Below are 21906 nucleotides of genomic sequence, written 5' to 3'. Positions count from 1 at the left end.
CGGTGAGTTTCACCGGGGCTTTTCGCTTTCTGAGAGAGGGAAAATCTTTAAACCCCAGTTCTCGAAACCCTCCCCCACATTGCGGCGTCCACCACTGCAGTAGAACTTGCGCTTGAGTACGTCAAAGGCACGATTTTCTTGCCCTGACCGCAAAACGCTCATACCAATGGGTCTTGCAACAAGATCCGCTAGCTGTAACCCCGTAGAATTCACTTGCTTGGTTGCAAAGACGATATCGAACGGCAACTGAATGCCCAATCGGTTCGCACCATCGCACATGCGACGAAACTCCAGCTCAAGCTCGTTATCCTCCCGCTTCCCCCGGCGTTCGACAATCACATGAGTCAAAACGCGCTGTTGATTCTTTTCCTGTAAATACTCATAAAGCGTTTCCAGACAGAAGCCGAGTGCGACGTGATAAGGATTGTGGACAGGACCTTGTTTTTCGCGAAGGGCAGCTTTGTCGATAACACAACTGATCAGGACGAAATTGCTGGCTTCAATGATTCCCGTCAACTCATCGAGAAAGGCATGTTTGTGTTGCCTCGACGTGAACAGACTAGAGAACGCTCCTTTTTCCTTTCGAATTTCCAATTCATGCAGACCGATCAGGTCGTGCCCCATATGATTAAATTTAAACTTCTGAAGGGCAGGAATAACCTTCTCGCAATAATGTCTTTTATGAAACACACAAAATGCCAGCACAAACATTGGATAGTTTGGATCTAATGTTTGCATCCCATGATCGCCACTCTCATCCACATAGATTATGAAATCGCTGTATCTCCCGAGCGGAGGTAAAAGCTTTTCCGCCTCAGCATTGGTTTCAGCTTCGTTTTCAAAAAGAAAAAACTGTTGAGAGGGCAAAATCGGGATCGAGACGAGCTATTCACCCTTTGCTTTTTTAGCCGGCTGCGTTAGGTGTAGCACTGACACGCCGGAATACAAAAGAGTTACCCGCGACCCGGCCGCCAGTAAATCCTGATATTGCCGTCCGCAGCCTGCCGGTAAACCGTATAGGGCAAGGAAACCGTGTCGAAGACACCCGAAAGGGTCAGATCCAGCAATACGAACGGCACCAGAATACCGGTGGGATCGGGCGGCGCGTGCAGGAGGCAGAAGTCGTGAGCCAGGCCGCTGTAGATACGAGGGATGGACTGGCAATAGGTCTTTTGTTTCCTGAGGCTGCGGGCGGCCGCTTCTTCTCTCTGCAGCACCGTGACAGCGGTCCCGCAGCCGGGTAGCGCCAGTGAGAAAGCGCTCAGCAACATAGCCATTTTTATCGTCACAATCTGCCCTCCGGAAACATCAGGCAAACTAGCATCGTGGCTATTCAGGGCACAGTTCATGGGGTCTGTCGATCATGTAGGACGGTTCACAAGAACCTGTCCTCCTGATCTCGGGAGATTGATCTGGTGCCATCGCGGGCAAGCCCGCGATAGGGTCGAAGACCCGATTCAGGCAGCGCTGGAAATATCCTTCGGAAGACGCTGATCAATCACTTGGTACAGCGCACTGCTCTCGGGCCAGTTGCGCATGAACCGCGCCCGATCCCGCGCATAGGCCGGGGCAAAGCTGCTGAGCGAGCCATGCTGACACATCGAATCCAGGTCGATCAGTGCCCAGCGATCCTGTTGCCAGAACAGGTTATGACCCTTGAAATCGCCATGGCTGATCCGCTCGCCAATCAGCTCGGCGAACAAATAATCCAGGGCCTGCAGCTCGGCCTCTGGCGCATCCCCACTCTCAACGTATGGCGCGAAGCGCTCGATGATGTCCGGCCCCGGTAAATACTCGGTCACCAGGTACGCCCGGCTGCGCAACCAGAGAAAACGCTTCTCCAGCAACGCCAATGGCTTGGGCGTGGCGATGCCGAGGAACGCCAGGCGATTGCCTTCACGCCACGAGTGCCAGGCGCGGCTCGGGCGCCAGAAGCGTTTGAGCCAATGGGCAAAGCCTTTGATGTTGTAACGCTTGACCACCAACGTGCGCCCGGCCACGTCGACCTTGCCGACACTCGCCGCGCCGCCGGTCTTGTACAGGTGGCCCTGATCGAGCAAGGCATCGGCCTGCTCCAGCACCGGCAGCATCGCGGCCTCTTCCTCACGGCGAATCGCCCGCAAGCCGAACGCCCCGCGCTGGACGCTGAACAGCGTGCATTCGCGGCCGACCTTGATCAGAAAGTCCTTCAATCGCCAGCGACGGACCTTGTCGATCTGCGTCTGCAACGCCTCCATCGGCAAGGCATGCTCGCCGTTGCTCAACAGGTAATACACCAGCAACTCTTCGGTGAAGGGTTCCAGCACTTTGGGCAACTGGGCGAAAAACACCCCGAGGTTTTCCAGGACTTTGTGTTGCGACAGCGGCTTGCCCGCCGTCTCGACACAGATCCCGGCACCATCGATCAAATACAGCTGACCGCCATGGCGCAGCAGGTTGTCCAGGTGCAGGTCTTGCTGCCACAGGCCCTTGCTGTGCAGTTGGCCAATGGCGCCCAAGGCCTCGGCCAGCACGGCCGATTGTTCATCCGCCAACGCAGGCAAGTGCTCGACCTGTTTCCAGGCATCCCCCAGGCTCTGCGCGCCTTCAAGGAAATCGAACAACAACCAGCCGCCCTCGCCGTCCTTCAGGCCATCAGCCAATAACAACGGCGTGGTCAGTCCCTGGGCGGCGAGCAAACGCACACCGTCCAGTTCACGCTGAAAATGCCGCGCCGCTTTGCCACCGACCAGCAACTTGGCCAGCACCGGCCGGCCGCGCCAGACGCCAGCCCCCACATAACGTTGCCCCGGCAGCACCCGCAGCAGACTCAGCAACTGCAACTCGGCAGGCCCCGCGGCATCGGCCAGCGCAATGTTCAGCGGCAGGCTCGGGCTGCGGCCGGCGCTCTTCAGTTCGGACAACCGCATCAACGCGTCTCCTTGTGACTGCGCCGCGCGCTCAGGCGCGATTCCCAACGGTCCACCAGCGAACTGTCCAGCGGCTGATCCAGATAAACCGCCAACAATTCGCGCACCTGACTTTCGCTCCATTCCGGCGCCCGACGCAGCAACGGCTCCAGGTCCTTGATCCGATCACGCTGGCCGAAAAACAGCGGCCGGGTTTTTTCCAGATCGATCAACTGAGCCTGATAACCGTCACCGGTGGCGTGGAGAAATATGTGCTTGGGGTAGAAGCAACCGTGGACCTGACGCATCCCGTGCAGGCGTCGCGCCAGTTGCCCACACGCCTTGAGAATGGCCGAGTGCTGTGCCGCGCTCAGGTCCGACCAGCGCTGCAGCAGCGAATCCAGGTCATCCCAACCGTCCAGCGCGCGGGTCAGCAGAATCGCGCGAACTTCGCCGTCGACCTTGCGCTCGCCGAAGAACGCCGCCTGCAGCGCCGGAATACCCAGTTTCCGGTAATGACTGATGTTGCGAAATTCACGGGCAAAACTCGGTTCGCCAAAGGGCGAATGCCAGGTGCGCATCAGGTAGTTGCTCTGGCGCTTGAGGTAGTAGCCATGACCCTCCAGATCCAGCCGAAACACACTGCTCCAGCCACCCCGGCCGGTGTTGGGTTCGTCCACCGCGTCGAGTCGCTTGGCCCAGAGCGCGTCGAAGGTAGCGAGGCCATGACGCTCGAGCAGCGCACGGTCTTCAGCCGCCAGAAAATCAGTCATTCGCGTCCCTCGAAAAATCTCACAACGTGCCGGATCCGTTTTTTGTCGGCGGCATTGAGCCGGCCGCTCTGGCGGTATTGCAGGTAAAAGCGCAGGCGCTGGGTGGCCGACAGATGGTACTTGGCGACCTTGTCGAGGCAGGCCAGGTCTTTGGTGATCCGGTACTTGAGCCAGAAGCCGTGCCAGAAATCGCCATTGGGGCAATCGATCAGGAACAGCCGCGCCTCATCGTCGATCAGCAGGTTGCGCCACTTCAAATCGTTATGGGTAAAACGGTTGTCGTGCATGGTCCGGGTGAAACCAGCCAATTGGCGACTGACAGTGTCGACCCAGGCGCGGTCCGCCAGTTTCGGATCATGCCGATTGGCCAGGGCCGACAAGTCTTCGGTATGCGGCAGTTCGCGGGTGATCATCGCCCCACGGGCGTACGCCGCACCGTGCCGCTCCAGCCCCCAGGCCACCACTTCGGCGGTGGGAATGCCCCACTTGGCGAAACGCTTGAGGTTCTGCCACTCGGCTTTCACCCGGGGTTTGCCCAGGTAGCGGCGCAGGCCTTTGCCAGCAGCGACGTAACGCTTGACGTAATAGTTGACCCCATTGCGCTGGACACGAATGACCTCGGACAGCGGATCACGGGTCAGTTGCTCGCCCTTGAGGGCAAACACCGCATCGAGACTGCCGAAGTCTTCTGCCAGATCGCTATAAGCCGGCTCCAGTTTCCAACCCGACATCAGAGCGCATCCCCATATCGCTGTTTACGCTCATAGAGTTTGTTGGCCTTGCCTTCGAGCCACGCCAGCAACCCGGCTTCTTCAGCCAGAATCTGGCGCAGGGGCTGCTGGAAGTAACCCTTGAGGAAACGCAGTTTGTCGCGACGGGTCAGGCCGATGTCCAGCGCCGAAAAATACAGGGCCGCCAGGTCCTTGTTGCGCCAGCGCGTGGTAATCGTCGGGCGGGTCTGGGCGCGGTGCAGGTCGATCACCGACAACTTGAAATCCTCGGCTGTCACCGGTTTGTCGGTGTGCAGCAGGAAGTGGCAGATGTAGCAATCGCGGTGGTTGACCCCGGCGCGGTGCATCATGCCGGTCATGCGCGCGACTTCGGCGATCAGGGCACGCTTGAGCTTGGGCTCGGGTGGATTCTTGATCCAGTCGATGCTGAAATCTTCAAGACTGACGGTGGGCGCCAATTCTTCAGTGACGATGAACGAATGCTGGTCCGCCGGGTTGCTGCCCTTTTCGCCGTAAGCGACGGCCGTCATGGTCGGCACACCGACTTCTTGCAGGCGCTCAATAGCCTTCCACTCCTGCCCCGCGCCCAGCACCGGCAGCTTGGCGGTCAGCAGGTTCTTGAAGATTTCGCCCCAGCCGATACCCCGGTGGATCTTCACGAAGAACCCGTGGCCATCAACGATGGTTCGCAGTGTCCGGCGGGCTTCGAGCTCGCGGTACACCTCGCCCTTGAGACCCTCGACTTCAACGAACGGGTCGCGTCCGGCCCAGAGGCTCTTGAACGGTTCAGCCAGCATCAACTTCATTAAGCGTGCTCCGCCAGAATCACATCGGCCGCGTGCTGCGGCATGCTGTAGAGGTCGGCCGTCTCAGCGAAGGCCAGACCGTTGCGGCTCCAGGCCGCCCGTGCATCTGCGTCGTTCAACATGCCGGTCAGGTACTGAGTCAGTTGTGCCTGATCGAAGGGTTCGTCCAGCACCAGACCCGCGTCAGCCTCGGCGATGTAATGGGCATACCCGCACACCGCGCTCACCAGCACCGGCAAACCGGCTACCAGGGCTTCAAGCAATACCGTCCCGGTGTTTTCGTTGTACGCCGGGTGGATCAGCAGATCGGCACCGAGCAGGAAACGCGGGATATCGCTGCGTCCCTTGAGGAACTGCACGTTGTCGCCGAGCCCCAATGTGGCGCTCTGCAATTGGAATACTTTGGGGTCGTCCTGACCAATTACAAACAGTCGGGTGCGTTTTTTCAGCTCGGCGGGCAATGCAGCCAGCGCCTTGAGGCTGCGGTCCACGCCCTTGGTCTTGAACCCGGAGCCGATCTGCACCAGCAGCAGTTCATCGTCCTTCAGGTTGAACTCGGCGCGGAACCCGGCGCGAATTTCATCCGCGTTCGCGGGGCGACGACGGTCCTGGGCGATGCCCGGTGGCAGCAGATGGAAACGTTCCAGCGGCGTGGCGTAATGCTTGATGAACAGCGGCTGCTGGACTTCGGAAATCATCAGCACGTCGGTTTTGGCATCCCTGGCGAACACCGCGCGCTCGTACTCGGCGAAGTGCCGGTAGCGGCCCCAGCGCCGGTACAGCGAGTTGCGCAGGTTTTGCGCCTTGTCTTCGAAGCAGCCATCGGCGGCGTAGTAAACGTCCAGGCCCGGCATCTTGTTGAAACCGATCAGGCGGTCCACCGGACGCTTGGCCAGATCAGCCTCCATCCACTCGGTGAGCTTCTCGTTGCGCCGATGATTGAAGAACGCCTTGACCGGCACCACCAACACTTCGAACCCCGGCGGGACGTCGCCTTCCCAGATCAGCGTGTAGACCCGAATTTGATGGCCGCGCTGCTGGCATTCAAGGGCGATGCGCATGAAGTCGCGCTGCAAGCCGCCAAACGGAAAGTACTTGTACAGGACAAATGCCAATTGCATCAGCGCAGCTCCTCAGCCAGTAACAACGTGCTCAGTCGGCTCGCGACACGCTCGGGATTCAGACGCGTGAAGCACAGGGGCCACTCGCGTTTCAGGTCGAACCGACGGGCATCATCGGCCGTCGGTTGATAGGTGCATTTCTTTTGCAGACACGGCGCGCAGGGGAAGTCGCTGGCCATGTGAATCTGCGATTTGCCGTACGCGCCGGTCAGGCCCGGATTGGTCGGACCGAACAGCGACAGGGTCGGCACGTCCAGCGCCGCGGCCAGATGACCGAGGCCAGTGTCCACCGCCACGCAGGCTTGCGCCCCGGCCAGGACTTTGCCGACACCCGCCAGGTTCAGTTTGGGCAGCACTTCGACGTGTTTCATGTCTTGGGCGATGCGCTCGGCGCGGGCCTTTTCGACCGGGTTGCCCCACGGCAGCTTCACTGCCACACCGAGATACCCCACCCGCTCGGCCAGCTCGCGCCAGTAGGCTTCAGGCCAGTGTTTGGTGTCCCAGGTGGTGCCGTGGAGAAACACCACGTACGGATTCTTGCGCGGCAGCTCCACCAGCCGTTCGACGTTCAGACCGTAGTCGCCCAGCCCTTTGGGCAAGTCGTAACCCAGGGCCAACGCGAACAACTGACGCACTCGTTCAACCGCGTGCTGCCCACGGGCCACGGCCAGACGTCGGGAATAGAAACGCGCGGCGATCGGTTCGCGGGCCGAGTTCTTATCCAGCCCGGCCACCGGCGCTTTGGCATAGCGAGTCAGCAAGGCGCTTTTCAGCAAACCCTGGGCATCGATCACCAAGTCGTATTTCGTCGCGCGAACGCTTTGCTTGAAGCGCTTCCACTCGCCACTCTTGAGGGTCTGCCAGATGTTCTTGCGCCAGCGACGGATCGCCACCGGAATCACCTTGCCCACGGCCGGGTGCCAGGTCGGGATCTCGGCGAAGCCTTCTTCCACCACCCAGTCGAACGTGATGCCGGGGATCGCCCGCGCCGCGTCGGTCAACGCTGGCAACGCGTGAATCACGTCGCCCAGCGAAGACGTCTTGATCAACAGTACCCGCAAACTATTTGACCTCGACCACAGTGCCCAGCAACCGCTGCAAGGCTTCGTTCACCGCTTTGGGCATGAGCTGGCGCAAGCAGTTGTAATGACCGAAACGGCAGGTGCGATCGAAGCATGGGCTGCATTCGATGCCCAGGCGCACGATCTCGACGTGTTCGGCCAACGGCGGCGTGAAGCCTGGCGACGTTGAGCCGTACACCGCCACCAATGGGCGGTTCAGCGCGGCGGCCACGTGCATCAGGCCGGAGTCGTTGGAGACCACTGCATCGGCGCAGGACAGCAGATCGATGGCCTCGGCCAGGGAAGTGCCGCCACTGAGGTTCACCGACTCTTCACGCAGCCCCGGAATCAGCCGCGAACGAATGTCTTCGCCCACCCCGTGATCGTTTTTCGAGCCGAACAACCAGACTTGCCAGCCCTCACGAATCTTCGCCTCGGCGACCTTGGCATAGTGCTCGGACGGCCAGCGCTTGGACTCGCCGAACTCGGCGCCGGGGCACAGCACCAACACCGGACGGTCGAGGGCCAGACCGAACTTGGCCAGGGCGGCGTCGCGGGTCACCGGGTCGATCTGCAGGCTTGGCCGCGGATACGGCTTCGGCAAATCAGCGCCGGGTTCATAGGCCAGGGCCATGAAGCGCTCGATCATCAGCGGATAACGTTCTTTGTCCAGCGTGCGCACGTCATTGAGCAGGCCGTAGCGAAACTCGCCACGCCAGCCGGTGCGTTTGGGGATGCCGGCAAAAAACGGCACCAGTGCCGACTTCAGGGAGTTGGGCAGCACAATGGCTTGGTCGTATTGACCGGCCAGGGATTTACCAATGCGCCGACGCGTTGCCAGCTCCAGCACGCCATGGCCGAGCGGGAAGCTCAAGGCCTGGCGCACTTCGGGCATGCGCTCGAGGATCGGCCGACTCCACTCGGGGGCCAGCACGTCGATCTCGCACTGCGGGTGGCGCTGCTTGAGACACTGAAAAAGTGTCTGCGCCATCACCATGTCACCGACCCAACTGGGCCCAACGATCAGAATTTTCATTGTGGTTTCCAAAAACGAACCGGGGAGGCATACGCCTCCCCGCCTCGAGAATCCAGCACCTGCGGGGTGAGCCGCCAGGGTCATTTGGACGAGCCGGCTGGGGCTCGTCGGATCAATTTAATACACATCCATGTCAGTTTCAGCTCAACCCCAGCTCACGCCAGATCCGCATGACCTGCCGTCGCTCATCGACGAACTGGTCACCCGGTATCACGCCGGCGTCCTTCTGCAAGGCCTCCCGGTGAGCGGCGGAGCGGTAGGCCTTATAGACCTCACGCAACAGGCTGGCGTCTTCGGCGGGTATCAACCCTTCCTCCTCCAGCCCTTCCAGAATGCGGATATTGTCGGTATAGCGCAGCAATGACGAATGCGTTTCAGACCACGCCAGAGCCGCGTATTGCACCATAAATTCAATATCGACGATACCTCCAGCATCCTGCTTGAGATCGAACGGCGCCGCGGCCTCGAAGGCATTTGCCGCCGTGCCCGCAGCAGTGCTCTTGCTGCCCAGATTATCGCGCATCTTGGCGCGCATCTCGCTGACCTCCTGGCGCAAGGTCGAAAGATCCCGCGATTTGGCCAATACCGCCGCGCGAACCTTCTCGAACGCCTGGCCGACATCCTGACTGCCCACCAGCACCCGCGCCCGCACCAGCGCCTGATGCTCCCAGGTCCAGGCCTCGTTTTCCTGATACCGGGCAAACGCCCCCAATGAGCTCACCAGCAAACCGGATGCACCGGATGGCCGCAGGCGCATGTCCACTTCATACAGCTGACCGGAGTTGGTCTGCGCCGTCAGCAAGTGGATGATTCGCTGTCCCAGACGGGTAAAGAACTGGGCACCGTCGATGGGTTTCGGGCCGTCGGTTTCCGCTTGCGGATCCGCGTCATGGATAAACACCAGATCCAGGTCCGAACTATGCCCCAGTTCCAGGCCGCCGACTTTCCCATAACCGACAATGATGAAGCCGGGGTCGCACAAAGTGCCGTCGGAGCGCAGCGGTGTACCGTACTTGGCCACCGTCTGGCGCCAGGCCAGGGCCAGCACTTGCTCGAGGATCGCTTCGGCGAGCCAGGTCAGGTAATCGCTGACCTTCATCAACGGCAGGCTGCCGGCGATTTCCGAGGCAGCGACGCGCAAACGGTGCGCCAGCTTGAAATGCCGCAAGGCTTCCATTTGTTGTTCGAGGTCGTCTTCGGGGATCCGCGTCAAACGCTCGCGCAGCTCGGCCGCCAGTTCCGGCGCCAAGGGCGGCTTGAACAACCGGCCTTCGTTGAGCAATTCGTCGAGCAGCAACGGGAAGCGCGTGATCTGTTCGGCGATCCATGGGCTCGCCGCGCACAGCGTCAGCAAGCGACGCAGGGCCCCAGGGTTCTCGGTCAACAACACCAGATAAGCGGAACGACGCGCCACCGCTTCCACCAGCGGCAGCACCCGCTCCAGCACCAGATCGGGATTGGCGTGCTCCACGGCCTGAGCCAGCAAGCGCGGAATAAACGCATCGAGGCGTTCGCGCCCCAGGCGTTGCATGGCACGCAATTGCGGACTGCCGCGCAGACTGGCCAAGGCTTTCAGGGCCTTGGTGGCATCGGCGAAACCACCCTCTTCGAGTTGGCGGCAAGCGGCTTCTTCGTCCTGGGCTTCTTCCCACAGTGGAAGCCATTCCCCGCCGACCACCACTTCACTCTCGGTGCCTTCCTCTTCATCAGGATCGGCAATCACCTGACCGAAGTGCCAGGCCACCCGGCCACGCCAGAACATCAGCTGTTCGTGGAACGCCGTCCAATTGGCAAACCCGAGCATAAAGGCAATGCGCGCCTGATCATGTGCGCCGTCCGGCAACATCTGGGTCTGGCGGTCGGCAATCGCCTGAATCGCGTGCTCGGTGTAACGCAGGAATTCGTAACCTTCGCGCAGTTCGCTGACCACCGCCGCCGGCAAGTAGCCCTGACCTTCCAGAGTGCCGAGTACTTTTAATAGAGGACGTTGCTGCAGGCTCAGGTCGCGACCACCGTGAATCAGCTGGAAGGCCTGGGCGATAAATTCGACTTCACGGATGCCACCGGAGCCGAGCTTGATGTTGTCGGCCATGCCCTTGCGCCGGACTTCCTGCTGAATCAACTGCTTCATGGTGCGCAGCGCTTCGATGGCCGAGAAGTCCAGGTAACGCCGGTAGACGAACGGCCGCAGCATGTCGAGCAAACGGGCGCCGGCCACCTGATCGCCGGCCACGACCCGCGCCTTGATCATCGCGTAGCGTTCCCAGTCGCGGCCCTGATCCTGGTAATACTGCTCCAGCGCATTGAAGCTCAGCACCAGCGCGCCGGACGAGCCGTAAGGCCGCAGGCGCATGTCGACGCGGAACACGAAGCCGTCGACGGTCATCGGGTCCAGCGCCTTGATCAAACGCTGGCCAAGACGAATGAAAAATTCCTGGTTATCCAGCGAGCGCTTCACGCCGACGGTTTCACCGCCCTCGGGGTAGGCGAATATCAGGTCGATGTCCGACGACAGGTTCAGCTCCACCGCGCCGAGCTTGCCCATGCCGAGAATGACCATCTGCTGCGGCTCGCCGCTGCGCCGCCCGGTGGGCGTGCCGAACTGTTGGCAATGGCGCTGATACAACCACTGATAGGCCTGATCGATACTGGCATCGGCCATGTCCGAGAGGTCGCGACAGGTCTGGACCAGATCCGCCTGGCGGGTCAGGTCGCGCCAGATGATCCGCACTTGCTGGCGGGCGCGCTGACGACGCAGGGCACGGCCAAGCTGGTCATCGGTTTCGGCGGCGCTCACCGCCGTCGCAATCTGTGCGCACAACTCGCCCGGCGCCAAGGCCCGGTCCAGTTCGCCGGACTGCACCAGCTCCAGCAACATCACAGGGTCACGCAGGCTCTGTTCAATCACAAAGTCGCTGGCCGCGGTGACGCGGGCAAATTGCGCCCAGCGTTCTGGCGTCCAGGCAGACAGGCCATGATCGTCGGGAAGAACCCCGACGGTCGTACGGAACGACTGCTCGGCGCGGGTGACAAACGGCTGGAGCCCGTCGGGCAGTTCGGCAAGCGAAGGGAGGCTCATGGTCTATCCTTGATCGGCGTGCGAAGGGCTGCATGTAGTGATTCGTGAAAACACGCTACGCGACTGACTGTCGAACAAAGGTTAGAAATAGCTGAAATTTCTTTATTTTTGGCAGCGGTCATCAAGCTTCCACCTTTTTCGATTGGCAAAAGACCAACCTTAACGATTATTCTCACAACGCAGCCGGAGGCCACAAGCCAATCATCTGTAGTTTTACTACTCGTCTATACATTCGAAAGGCTGAAATGCCCGATGATTTGTAGTAAAACTACACGCCGCCGGAACAACCTATCGGCAATCCAAGAATTTATATCGTCTGCCCACAAGGCCAGTCGCAAACTCAGGCAACCGATTCTGGAAGCCTTTCCGCCCTGGAGCAAGCCATGCAAGACCTCGATCCCGTCGAAACCCAGGAATGGCTGGACGCCCTGGAATCGGTTCTCGACAAAGAAGGCGAAGACCGTGCTCACTATCTGATGACCCGTATGGGGGAACTCGCGACCCGCAGCGGCTCGCAACTCCCTTACGCCATCACCACGCCTTACCGCAACACGATCCCCGTCACCCACGAAGCACGCATGCCTGGCGACCTGTTCATGGAACGCCGCATTCGCTCGTTGGTACGCTGGAACGCGATGGCCATGGTGATGCGCACGAACCTGAAAGATTCTGACCTGGGCGGTCACATCTCCAGCTTCGCCTCCAGCGCAACCCTGTACGACATCGGCTTCAACTACTTCTTCCAGGCCCCGACCGACGAACACGGCGGCGACCTGATCTACTTCCAGGGCCACACCTCGCCAGGCGTCTACGCCCGTGCGTTCATGGAAGGCCGCATCTCCGAAGACCAGATGAACAACTTCCGCCAGGAAGTCGACGGTCAGGGCCTGTCGTCCTACCCGCACCCGTGGCTGATGCCTGACTTCTGGCAGTTCCCGACCGTATCCATGGGCCTGGGCCCGATCCAGGCGATCTACCAGGCACGCTTCATGAAGTACCTGGAGCACCGTGGCTTCATCCAGCCAGGCAAACAGAAAGTCTGGTGCTTCCTGGGCGACGGCGAGTGCGACGAGCCGGAATCCCTGGGCGCGATCTCCCTGGCCGGCCGCGAGAAGCTGGACAACCTGATCTTCGTCATCAACTGCAACCTGCAGCGCCTCGACGGCCCGGTTCGCGGCAACGGCAAGATCATCCAGGAACTCGAAGGCGTGTTCCGCGGCGCTCAGTGGAACGTGACCAAAGTCATCTGGGGCCGTTTCTGGGACCCACTGCTGGCCAAGGACGTCGACGGCATCCTGCAGCGCCGCATGGACGAAGTCATCGACGGCGAGTACCAGAACTACAAAGCCAAAGACGGCGCGTTCGTGCGTGAACACTTCTTCAACACGCCAGAACTCAAGGCGATGGTTGCCGATCTGTCCGACGACGAGATCTGGAAACTCAACCGTGGCGGCCACGACCCGTACAAGGTCTACGCGGCGTACCACGAAGCGGTCAATCACAAAGAACAACCGACCGTCATCCTGGCCAAGACCATCAAGGGTTATGGCACCGGTGCCGGCGAAGCGAAAAACACTGCGCACAACACCAAGAAAGTCGACGTCGACAGCCTGAAGTTGTTCCGCGATCGTTTCGACATCCCGGTCAAGGACGAAGAGCTGGAAAACCTGCCGTTCTTCAAACCGGAAGAAGGCAGCGCCGAAGCCCGTTACCTGGCCGAGCGCCGTACCGCACTGGGCGGTTTCGTGCCTCAGCGTCGCGCCAAGAGCTTCAACATCCCGACCCCTCCACTGGACACCCTCAAGGCGATCCTGGACGGCTCGGGCGACCGTGAAATTTCCACCACCATGGCCTTCGTGCGGATCCTCGCGCAACTGGTCAAGGACAAGGAAATCGGCCCGCGCATCGTACCGATCATCCCGGACGAAGCTCGTACCTTTGGTATGGAAGGCATGTTCCGTCAGTTGGGCATCTACTCCTCCGTCGGCCAGCTCTACGAGCCAGTCGATAAAGACCAGGTGATGTTCTACAAGGAAGACCAGAAGGGCCAGATCCTCGAAGAAGGCATCAACGAAGCGGGCGCCATGAGCTCCTTCATCGCTGCCGGTACTTCGTACTCCAGCCACAACCAGCCAATGCTGCCGTTCTACATCTTCTACTCGATGTTCGGCTTCCAGCGTATTGGCGACCTGGCCTGGGCCGCCGGCGACAGCCGCACCCGTGGTTTCCTGATCGGCGGCACCGCCGGCCGTACCACCCTGAACGGTGAAGGCCTGCAACACGAAGACGGTCACAGCCACCTGCTGGCTGCCACCATCCCGAACTGCCGCACCTACGATCCAACCTACGGCTACGAGCTGGCGGTGATCATTCAGGACGGCATGAAGAAGATGACCGAAGAGCAACAGGACGTCTTCTACTACATCACCGTAATGAACGAGTCCTACCAGCAGCCAGCCATGCCGGCCGGTGCCGAAGAAGGCATCAAGAAAGGCATGTACCTGCTCGAGGAAGACACCCGCGAAGCGGCGCACCACGTTCAGCTGATGGGCTCGGGCACCATCCTGCGTGAAGTCCGTGAAGCGGCGAAAATCCTGCGTGAAGAGTTCAACGTCGGCGCCGACGTGTGGAGCGTTACCAGCTTCAACGAACTGCGTCGCGATGGCCTGGCCGTTGAACGCACTAACCGTCTGCACCCTGGCCAGAAGCCTAAGCTGAGCTACGTCGAAGAGTGCCTGAACGGCCGTAAAGGTCCGGTCATTGCCTCTACTGACTACATGAAACTGTTCGCTGAACAAATTCGTCAGTGGGTCCCGTCCAAGGAATTCAAAGTCTTGGGCACCGATGGTTTCGGCCGCAGTGACAGCCGCAAGAAGCTGCGTCACTTCTTCGAAGTCGACCGTCATTTCGTGGTGTTGGCAGCCCTGGAAGCCTTGGCTGACCGTGGTGACATCGAACCTAAAGTGGTGGCTGAAGCCATCGCCAAGTTCGGCATCAACCCGGAAAAACGCAACCCACTGGACTGCTGAGGAGACACTCTGTGAGCGAACTCATTCGCGTACCTGACATCGGCAGCGGTGAAGGTGAAGTAATTGAACTGTTTGTGAAGGTCGGCGACCGTATCGAAGCCGATCAGAGCATCCTGACGCTGGAATCGGACAAGGCCAGCATGGAAGTGCCTGCGCCGAAGGCCGGTATCATCAAGAGCCTGAAAGTGAAGCTGGGCGATCGCCTGAAAGAAGGCGACGAACTGCTGGAACTGGAAGTCGAAGGTGCCGCTGCGCCAGCCCCTGCGGCTGCTGCGCCAGCTGCCAAAGCTGAAGCCAAACCGGCTGCCGCACCTGCGCCGGCGGCGCCTGCTGCCGCGCCTGCTGCTGCCAGCGTTCAGCAAGTACACGTGCCGGACATCGGTTCGTCGGGCAAGGCCCAGATCATCGAGATCCAGGTCAAGGTCGGCGATACCGTCGAGGCTGATCAGTCGCTGATCACCCTGGAATCCGACAAGGCCAGCATGGAAATCCCTTCGCCCGCCGCTGGCGTGGTCAAGGCCATCAACGTCAAGCTCAACGACGAAGTTGGCACGGGCGATCTGATTCTGGACCTGGAAGTGGCGGGCGCTGCGGCCCCTGCCGCCGCTCCTGCCCAGGCTGCCGCGCCTGCTGCCGCTGCTCCGGCGCCAGTCGCCGCGGCTCCGGCTGCACCGGTTGCCGACAGCGTTCAGGACATTCACGTCCCGGACATCGGTTCGGCGGGCAAGGCCAAGATCATCGAAGTACTGGTCAAGGCTGGCGACACCGTTGCCGCCGACCAGTCGCTGATCACCCTGGAATCCGACAAGGCGAGCATGGAAATCCCATCGCCTGCCGCTGGCGTGGTGGAAAGCGTTTCCATCAAGCTGGATGACGAAGTCGGTACCGGCGACCTGATCCTGAAGCTGAAAGTCCAAGGCGCGGCACCTGCCGCAGCCCCGGCTCCGGCTGCCGCTGCCGCGCCGAGTGCTCCAGCGCCTGCCGCTGCTGCTCCGGCTGCCGCTGCACCTGTTGCGGCCCCGGTTGCTGCTCCTGCCAAGCCTGGCGCGAAAGTTCACGCCGGCCCGGCCGTGCGTCAACTGGCCCGCGAGTTCGGCGTCGAGCTGAGCGCTGTCGGCGCCAGCGGTCCGCACGGTCGCATCCTGAAGGAAGACGTGCAGGTTTACGTCAAGGCCATGATGCAAAAGGCCAAGGAAGCCCCGGCCGCTGCGGCTGGTGCAACCGGCGGCGCGGGCATCCCACCGATTCCGGTCGTGGACTTCAGCCGCTTCGGCGAAATCGAAGAAGTGCCGATGACACGCCTGATGCAGGTCGGCGCTGCCAACCTGCACCGCAGCTGGCTGAACGTGCCGCACGTGACGCAATTCGACTCGGCGGATATCACCGAGCTGGAAGCGTTCCGCAACGCGCAGAAAGCCGTTGCAGAGAAGGCCGGCGTCAAGCTGACCATCCTGCCGCTGCTGCTCAAGTCCTGCGCGCACCTGCTCAAGGAACTACCGGACTTCAACAGCTCGCTGGCTCCAAGCGGCAAGGCGATCATCCGCAAGAAATACGTGAACATCGGCTTCGCCGTCGACACCCCGGATGGCCTGCTGGTACCGGTCATCAAGAACGTCGACCAGAAGAGCCTGCTGCAACTGGCCGCCGAAGCCGCTTCCCTGGCTGAAAAAGCCCGGACCAAGAAGCTTTCGTCGGACGAGATGCAAGGCGCCTGCTTCACCATTTCCAGCCTCGGCCACATTGGCGGCACCGGCTTCACGCCGATCGTCAACGCGCCGGAAGTGGCGATCCTCGGTGTTTCCAAGGCAACCATTCAGCCAGTCTGGGACGGCAAAGCCTTCCAGCCGAAACTGATGCTGCCGCTGTCGTTGTCCTACGATCACCGTGTGATCAACGGCGCCGCTGCCGCACGCTTCACCAAGCGTCTGAGCGACCTGCTGGCGGACATCCGCACCATCCTGCTGTAACACCGACCGGCCCTCCCCCTGGGAGGGCCAGTCGCGTTCCACGTTTTCCGAGCGCCACGCTCGTACCTCAACCCCGCCAATTTGGCGGGGCTTTTTTTTGCTTTGAAAATGGCGCGTCAGCCTTCCATGTAGCAGCTGCTACAGGCCGCTCATCCGCGCTTTATTCCTACATCCACGGCTTATGCCACCTACGACTCAAGTCCACTTTTGCCCGATATTTTTTGCCGGTCAATAACTAGGCTTAGTTGCGAGGCTTTCCAATAGAAACCTCGACTACTTAATCTGCTTAGTTAGCATTACTTCGAATGGATTCGAACATGTTCAAACCGACCGTCGGCCCTATTATTGGCCACACCACAACTAACCATGCCCGCATTTTCTTGCGCGGCGAATTACAAAATAATGCGCTGGTATTTGCAGGCATCCGCTATCGACGCACCGGTGAGAAACACTGGTCCAAAGGCGTATTTGCAAAACTGTCCGTCTTGCGTGACATGTCCGATGTGATTGCACTCAACGATCTGGCCACCGATACCGACTATGAATACCAGGCCGGTTGGTTCAGCCCCATGAGCCCGGTGCATACCGTGGAGACGATTGAGGAGTTGCCGCTGCAATGGCCGCGGGAAACCTACCGCTTTCGCACGCAGTCCAGCAAAACCACCCAACCACGGGCCTATGTGGTCGGCTCATGCCGTTACCTGCGCATGACTGCCGGCATTGCGTCGGCGCCACATTTGGGCGACCGTATTTTTGCCTCGATCACAAGCCTGGCCGAACGCGCCGAACCGCCCATCAGCGCGATGCTGATGACCGGCGATCAAATCTACGTCGATGACCTGAACATCGTGGCCCCTGACCGGGAATACAAGGACATTCTCAGCAAGTACCGCACGGCTTTTTCGCAACCTCATATCTCGAAGTTAATGTCCAACATACCGACTTACATGATCCTCGACGATCATGAGATTGAAGACAACTGGCCCGCCAACAAAAGCAAGAACGATATTTTTTTATACAAAAATGCCATGGCAGCGTATGAGTTATATCAAGCCAGCCACAGCCCCGCACATGAGCTACTTGCTAACGGAAAAGTAAGCAGAACACTGGAGCAGTATTGGTATCAGTTCGCCGAGGGCGATATCGAGTGGTTTATCACCGACAGTCGAACCCGACGCAATCTGTCGGCCAACGACCGTCGCATCCTTGATGAAGAACAGGAACAGGCGCTGCTCAAATGGCTGATCAACAGCCCGGCCCGGGTCAAGTTCGTGGTCACCAGCGTCATGTTCTACCCCGACCGCAAACTTCACGGCGATGACGCCTGGAAAGCCTTCCCGCAGCAGCGGCTAAGGCTGCTGGAGACGATTCGTGCCCACGGCATCAAGAACGTCTTGTTCATTTCCGGCGATGTCCACGGCTCCCTGACCAGTCGCCTGACCCACAGCGAGGACCCGGATTTCGAAGTTCATACCATCGTCTCCTCACCGCTGTGCAACAGCAAATGGCTGCCCTATGCCAAGGCCTCGACCTTTATCCTCGATCAAGCGCTGGCCCGAACAGCGACAGGCGAGTATCGGCATGAGCTGACCAGTGAGGTGATCAGCCAGGACAATTTCGCGCATCTGATCGTCGATGCAGAGCAGGTTCGCGTCGATTATCACGATCGGGATGGCAAGCCATTGCAATCGATCAGCATCAAATTGCGTTGAGCCCTGGAAAAGATCGCAGCCTTCTGGCTGCGATCTTTTTGGCCAAACACATGACTTCTGCACACTCGCTGAAGAAATCTTCGCCCCTGCCGACATATTCTTATAGCACTTGGCCTTCATGTCTCTTGTCAGTCAGTGTCGCAATGATGCAACCTTGCCGCAGGCAACAGTAAAGAGGGCGTGAGCCCGGCGCGATCAGCATATTCGAAGCGAGTTTCCCTCCATGAAAAGCCAACCCGATGCCGCCAGCCGTATGGTGGCCGAGGTAGTGACGCAGTTGCCGGTGCCCTCGCGGCTCGGCATGCTGCGTTTCGAACGGCTGAATGAACCGAGCTGGGCGCTGCTGTTTCTCGACCCCAATTGCGAACGACAGTTCGGCCTGCCGGCGGTGGAGCTTTGTGCTCTGGTCGGTTCCCCCTACGCCAGTCTGATGGAACCCGAAGCACGCTATAAACTGCACGACACGATCCAGCAGCAACTCACCGAAAGCCCGCATTACCTGATCCGCTACACCTTGCACACCGCCGCTGGCGTGCTGAGCCTGCTGGAACTGGGCGAAGCTTACAAACAACACAATCGACACCTGCTGCGTGGCTACCTGATGGTGGTAGACGGTCTGTTCGACGGCGAACCGTTGCTGCCGGCGCTGGATCTGGAAACCCAGAACTCACGCCTGCAAATCGCCCTGGAACTCAATCAACGCGCCCAGCAGGAACAACTGCAGCACCTGGACCGGGTGCGTGCCCAGCAAGACCTGATCCTGCTGCTGACCCGCCAGCGCTACAGCACCAACAATTCCCTGCAAGAAGCCGCCGAGCTGATCACCCGCAGTGCCTGCGACATCTATGAAATCGACTGCGCCAGCCTGTGGAACCTCGACGGCTCGCGACTGACGCCGATATCGGCCTACCATCGCGCCACCCGGAATTACCAACTGCCGGACCCAATCGACGCCAGTGGTTTTCCCGATTACCTTGACGCCTTGCACACTGGCCGCGCCATCGACGCCCACAACGCCATGCGCGATCCGCGCACCCGGGAAATCGCCGAACACCTGCGCCCGCGCGACGTCAACGCCATGCTCGACGCCAGCATCCGCGTCGATGGCCAGGTGGTCGGTGTGCTCTGCCTGGAACAGATCGGTGCGACCCGCGCCTGGCAGTCGGACGAAATCGCCTTCGCCGGCGAACTGGCGGATCAGTTCGCCCAAGTCATCAACAACCACAACCGCCGCACCGCCACCAATGCCCTGCACCTGTTCCAACGTGCGGTGGAGCAAAGCGCCAACGCCTTTCTGCTGGTCAATTGCGACGGCGTGGTGGAGTACGTCAACCCAAGCTTTACCGCGATCACTCAGTACACCACCGAAGAAGTCCACGGCCAGCGGCTGTCGGAATTGCCGGCGCTGGAAAATCTCAGCGAACTGCTGTTCGACGCACCATCGGCGCTGGCCAAGAGCAACAGCTGGCAGGGCGAGTTCAAGAGCCGGCGTAAAAACCTCGAACCCTACTGGGGCCAATTGTCGATTTCCAAGGTCTACGGCGACAACCGTGAACTGACGCACTACATCGGCATTTACGAAGACATCACCCAGACCAAGCTCGCCCAGCAGCGCATCGAGCGCCTGGCTTACACCGACAACCTGACCAACCTCGGCAACCGCCCGGCGTTCATCCGCAACCTCGACGAACGCTTCGCCCGGGACAGCGATACGCCGATCAGCCTGTTGCTGGTAGACATCGACAACTTCAAGCGGATCAACGACAGCCTCGGTCACCAGACCGGCGACAAACTGCTGATCAGCCTGGCCCGGCGCTTGCGCAACAGCCTGAGCCCGAGCGGTAGCCTGGCGCGCTTTGCCAGTAACGAATTCGCGGTGCTGCTGGACGACACGGACCTCACCACTGGCCAGCAGGTCGCCAACCAATTGCTGGCGACCCTCGACAAACCGATGTTCGTCGACAACCAGTTGATCAGCGTTACCGGCTCCGTGGGCCTGGCCTGCGCGCCACTGCACGGCCGTGACCCACAGACGTTGATGCGCAACGCCGGCCTGGCGCTGCACAAGGCCAAGGCCAACGGCAAACACCAGGTGCAAGTGTTCACCGAAGCGCTGAATGCCGAGGCGAGCTACAAACTGTTCGTCGAAAACAACCTGCGCCGCGCCCTGACCCAGAACGAACTGGACGTGTTCTACCAGCCCAAGCTGTGCCTGCGCAGCGGTCGCCTGCTGGGCATGGAAGCGCTGCTGCGCTGGAACCATCCGGAAAAAGGCATGATCCGCCCGGACCAGTTCATCAGCGTGGCCGAAGAAACCGGGCTGATCATCCCGATCGGCAAATGGATCGCCCGCCAGGCCTGCCGTATGAGCAAAGACCTGACCGCCGCTGGCCTGGGCAAGCTGCAAGTGGCGATCAACCTGTCGCCCAAACAGTTCTCCGACCCGGACCTGGTGGCATCCATCGCCAACATCCTCAAAGAGGAAGCGCTGCCGGCGAACCTGCTGGAGCTGGAACTGACCGAAGGCCTGCTGCTGGAAGCCACCGAAGACACGCACTTGCAGCTCGACCAGCTCAAGCGCCTGGGCCTGACCCTGGCCATGGACGACTTCGGCACCGGTTACTCGTCGCTCAGCTACTTGAAAAAATTCCCGATCGACATCATCAAGATCGATCGAAGCTTCATCCACGAAATCCCGGACAACCAGGACGACATGGAAATCACCTCCGCCGTGATCGCCATGGCCCACAACCTGAAACTCAAGGTCGTGGCCGAAGGCATCGAGACGGCCGAGCAGTTGGCCTTCCTGCGCCGCCACCGCTGTGATGTCGGCCAAGGCTACCTGTTTGACCGACCGATCCCGGGCTCCGAGCTGATCGAAAAGCTCAAACGCTACCCGCGTGGCCCAATCGCCTGACCGCCTGCCCCCATAGAGGTAGTGCGTAACTGGACGGCATTGGGCAAACTGAAGGTCTGACTATCGACATCCCAACCTGACTGAGAGGACTGATCATGGTTCTGCGCTCGGAAATACTGGTGAACAAAAACGTGCTCCCGACTAAAGAACAAGCTCTGCCTGGCCGCGAAACCCCAATGACTGTGCCGGAAAAACACTTCGTCCACGACGCCCCGCTGCTGGGCCCATTCGCGATGGACGTGGATTTCGCGATCTTCGGCCTGGGCTGCTTCTGGGGCGCGGAGCGCAAGTTCTGGCAGCGTGAAGGCGTGGTCAGCACGGCAGTGGGTTACGCTGGCGGCTTCACGCCGAACCCGACTTACGAAGAAGTCTGCTCGGGCCTGACCGGCCACAGCGAAGTGGTACTGGTGGTCTACGAGCCGGCCAAAGTCAGCTATGAAGAGCTGCTGAAGATGTTCTGGGAATTGCACAACCCGACGCAAGGCATGCGTCAGGGCAATGACATTGGCACTCAGTATCGCTCGGTGATCTATGCCACCAACCCGACTCAACTGGCTGCAGCCGAGCACAGCAAGCAAGTATTCCAGGCCGAGTTGACCAAGGCTGGCAAAGGCACCATCACCACCGAAATCGAAGAGGCACCGACGTTCTACTTCGCCGAGGCGTATCACCAGCAATACCTGGCGAAAAACCCTGAAGGGTATTGCGGGATTGGCGGTACGGGCGTGACTTGCCCGATCTAAACTTCGGGCCCACTGATCGTTCCCACGCTCCGCGTGGGAATGC

General features: G+C 60.2%; 15 protein-coding genes. 5 read left to right on the top strand and 10 right to left on the bottom strand.

All coding sequences use genetic code 11. The features are described from left to right. Positions 1–9 precede the first annotated feature (9 nt). The 10 genes from HCU66_RS05485 to glnE all read right to left on the bottom strand — a co-directional run bounded on the left by HCU66_RS05485 (position 10) and on the right by glnE (position 11495). On the bottom strand, positions 10–876 hold the full coding sequence (locus HCU66_RS05485) for a DUF3800 domain-containing protein (protein WP_205887690.1): 867 nt from the start codon (positions 874–876) through the stop codon (positions 10–12). 77 nt (positions 877–953) lie between these two features. Further along, the gene (locus HCU66_RS05480) at positions 954–1289 is read right to left on the bottom strand and encodes a YceK/YidQ family lipoprotein (RefSeq protein WP_205887689.1); all 336 of its coding nucleotides are present in this window, start codon (positions 1287–1289) and stop codon (positions 954–956) included. A 168-nt stretch (positions 1290–1457) separates the two neighbouring features. Next, positions 1458–2909 carry a lipopolysaccharide kinase InaA family protein gene (locus tag HCU66_RS05475; protein WP_205887521.1) on the bottom strand — a complete coding sequence of 484 codons (1452 nt, stop codon included), beginning with the start codon at positions 2907–2909 and terminating at the stop codon, positions 1458–1460. Continuing rightward, positions 2909–3661 carry a lipopolysaccharide kinase InaA family protein gene (locus tag HCU66_RS05470; RefSeq protein ID WP_205887520.1) on the bottom strand — a complete coding sequence of 251 codons (753 nt, stop codon included), beginning with the start codon at positions 3659–3661 and terminating at the stop codon, positions 2909–2911. The genes HCU66_RS05475 and HCU66_RS05470 overlap by 1 nt, the downstream gene beginning before the upstream one ends. Then, on the bottom strand, positions 3658–4392 hold the full coding sequence (locus tag HCU66_RS05465) for a lipopolysaccharide kinase InaA family protein (RefSeq protein WP_205887519.1): 735 nt from the start codon (positions 4390–4392) through the stop codon (positions 3658–3660). Before HCU66_RS05465 ends, HCU66_RS05470 begins: the two co-directional genes overlap by 4 nt. Next, entirely contained in the window at positions 4392–5198 is an 807-nt protein-coding gene (gene rfaP / locus HCU66_RS05460; RefSeq protein ID WP_205887518.1) for a lipopolysaccharide core heptose(I) kinase RfaP, read from the bottom strand. Before rfaP ends, HCU66_RS05465 begins: the two co-directional genes overlap by 1 nt. Further along, complete coding sequence (locus HCU66_RS05455; protein ID WP_205887517.1) at positions 5198–6319, bottom strand: glycosyltransferase family 4 protein; 1122 nt, start codon at positions 6317–6319, stop codon at positions 5198–5200. The genes rfaP and HCU66_RS05455 overlap by 1 nt, the downstream gene beginning before the upstream one ends. After that, the gene (gene waaC / locus HCU66_RS05450) at positions 6319–7380 is read right to left on the bottom strand and encodes a lipopolysaccharide heptosyltransferase I (protein ID WP_205887516.1); all 1062 of its coding nucleotides are present in this window, start codon (positions 7378–7380) and stop codon (positions 6319–6321) included. Before waaC ends, HCU66_RS05455 begins: the two co-directional genes overlap by 1 nt. Before the next feature lies 1 nt (position 7381). After that, positions 7382–8416, bottom strand: coding sequence for a lipopolysaccharide heptosyltransferase II (gene waaF / locus HCU66_RS05445; RefSeq protein ID WP_205887515.1), 1035 nt, complete (start codon positions 8414–8416; stop codon positions 7382–7384). 139 nt (positions 8417–8555) lie between these two features. Further along, the gene (glnE, locus tag HCU66_RS05440; protein ID WP_205887514.1) at positions 8556–11495 is read right to left on the bottom strand and encodes a bifunctional [glutamate--ammonia ligase]-adenylyl-L-tyrosine phosphorylase/[glutamate--ammonia-ligase] adenylyltransferase; all 2940 of its coding nucleotides are present in this window, start codon (positions 11493–11495) and stop codon (positions 8556–8558) included. 383 nt (positions 11496–11878) lie between these two features. On the opposite strand from glnE, the gene aceE reads away from it, so the two are divergent. From aceE to msrA, 5 genes are all read left to right on the top strand, one after another. Then, on the top strand, positions 11879–14524 hold the full coding sequence (aceE, locus tag HCU66_RS05435) for a pyruvate dehydrogenase (acetyl-transferring), homodimeric type (RefSeq protein ID WP_205887513.1): 2646 nt from the start codon (positions 11879–11881) through the stop codon (positions 14522–14524). 11 nt (positions 14525–14535) lie between these two features. Then, positions 14536–16491: a dihydrolipoyllysine-residue acetyltransferase gene (gene aceF, locus HCU66_RS05430; protein ID WP_205887512.1), complete on the top strand. Its 1956-nt coding sequence runs from the start codon at positions 14536–14538 to the stop codon at positions 16489–16491. Positions 16492–16808: 317 nt separating this feature from the next. Next, on the top strand, positions 16809–18203 hold the full coding sequence (locus HCU66_RS05425) for an alkaline phosphatase D family protein (protein ID WP_205887511.1): 1395 nt from the start codon (positions 16809–16811) through the stop codon (positions 18201–18203). A gap of 223 nt (positions 18204–18426) precedes the next feature. After that, positions 18427–21120: a putative bifunctional diguanylate cyclase/phosphodiesterase gene (locus tag HCU66_RS05420; protein ID WP_205887510.1), complete on the top strand. Its 2694-nt coding sequence runs from the start codon at positions 18427–18429 to the stop codon at positions 21118–21120. Between the two features lie 95 nt (positions 21121–21215). Next, entirely contained in the window at positions 21216–21863 is a 648-nt protein-coding gene (gene msrA / locus HCU66_RS05415; RefSeq protein WP_205887509.1) for a peptide-methionine (S)-S-oxide reductase MsrA, read from the top strand. Positions 21864–21906 lie beyond the last annotated feature (43 nt).

Origin of the sequence: Pseudomonas frederiksbergensis (genome assembly GCF_017114915.1) — a bacterium.
GTDB classification, from domain to species: Bacteria; Pseudomonadota; Gammaproteobacteria; order Pseudomonadales; family Pseudomonadaceae; genus Aquipseudomonas; species Aquipseudomonas frederiksbergensis_I.
Note: the sequence above shows the minus strand (reverse complement) of the source record. Positions and strands in the feature narration are given on the sequence as shown.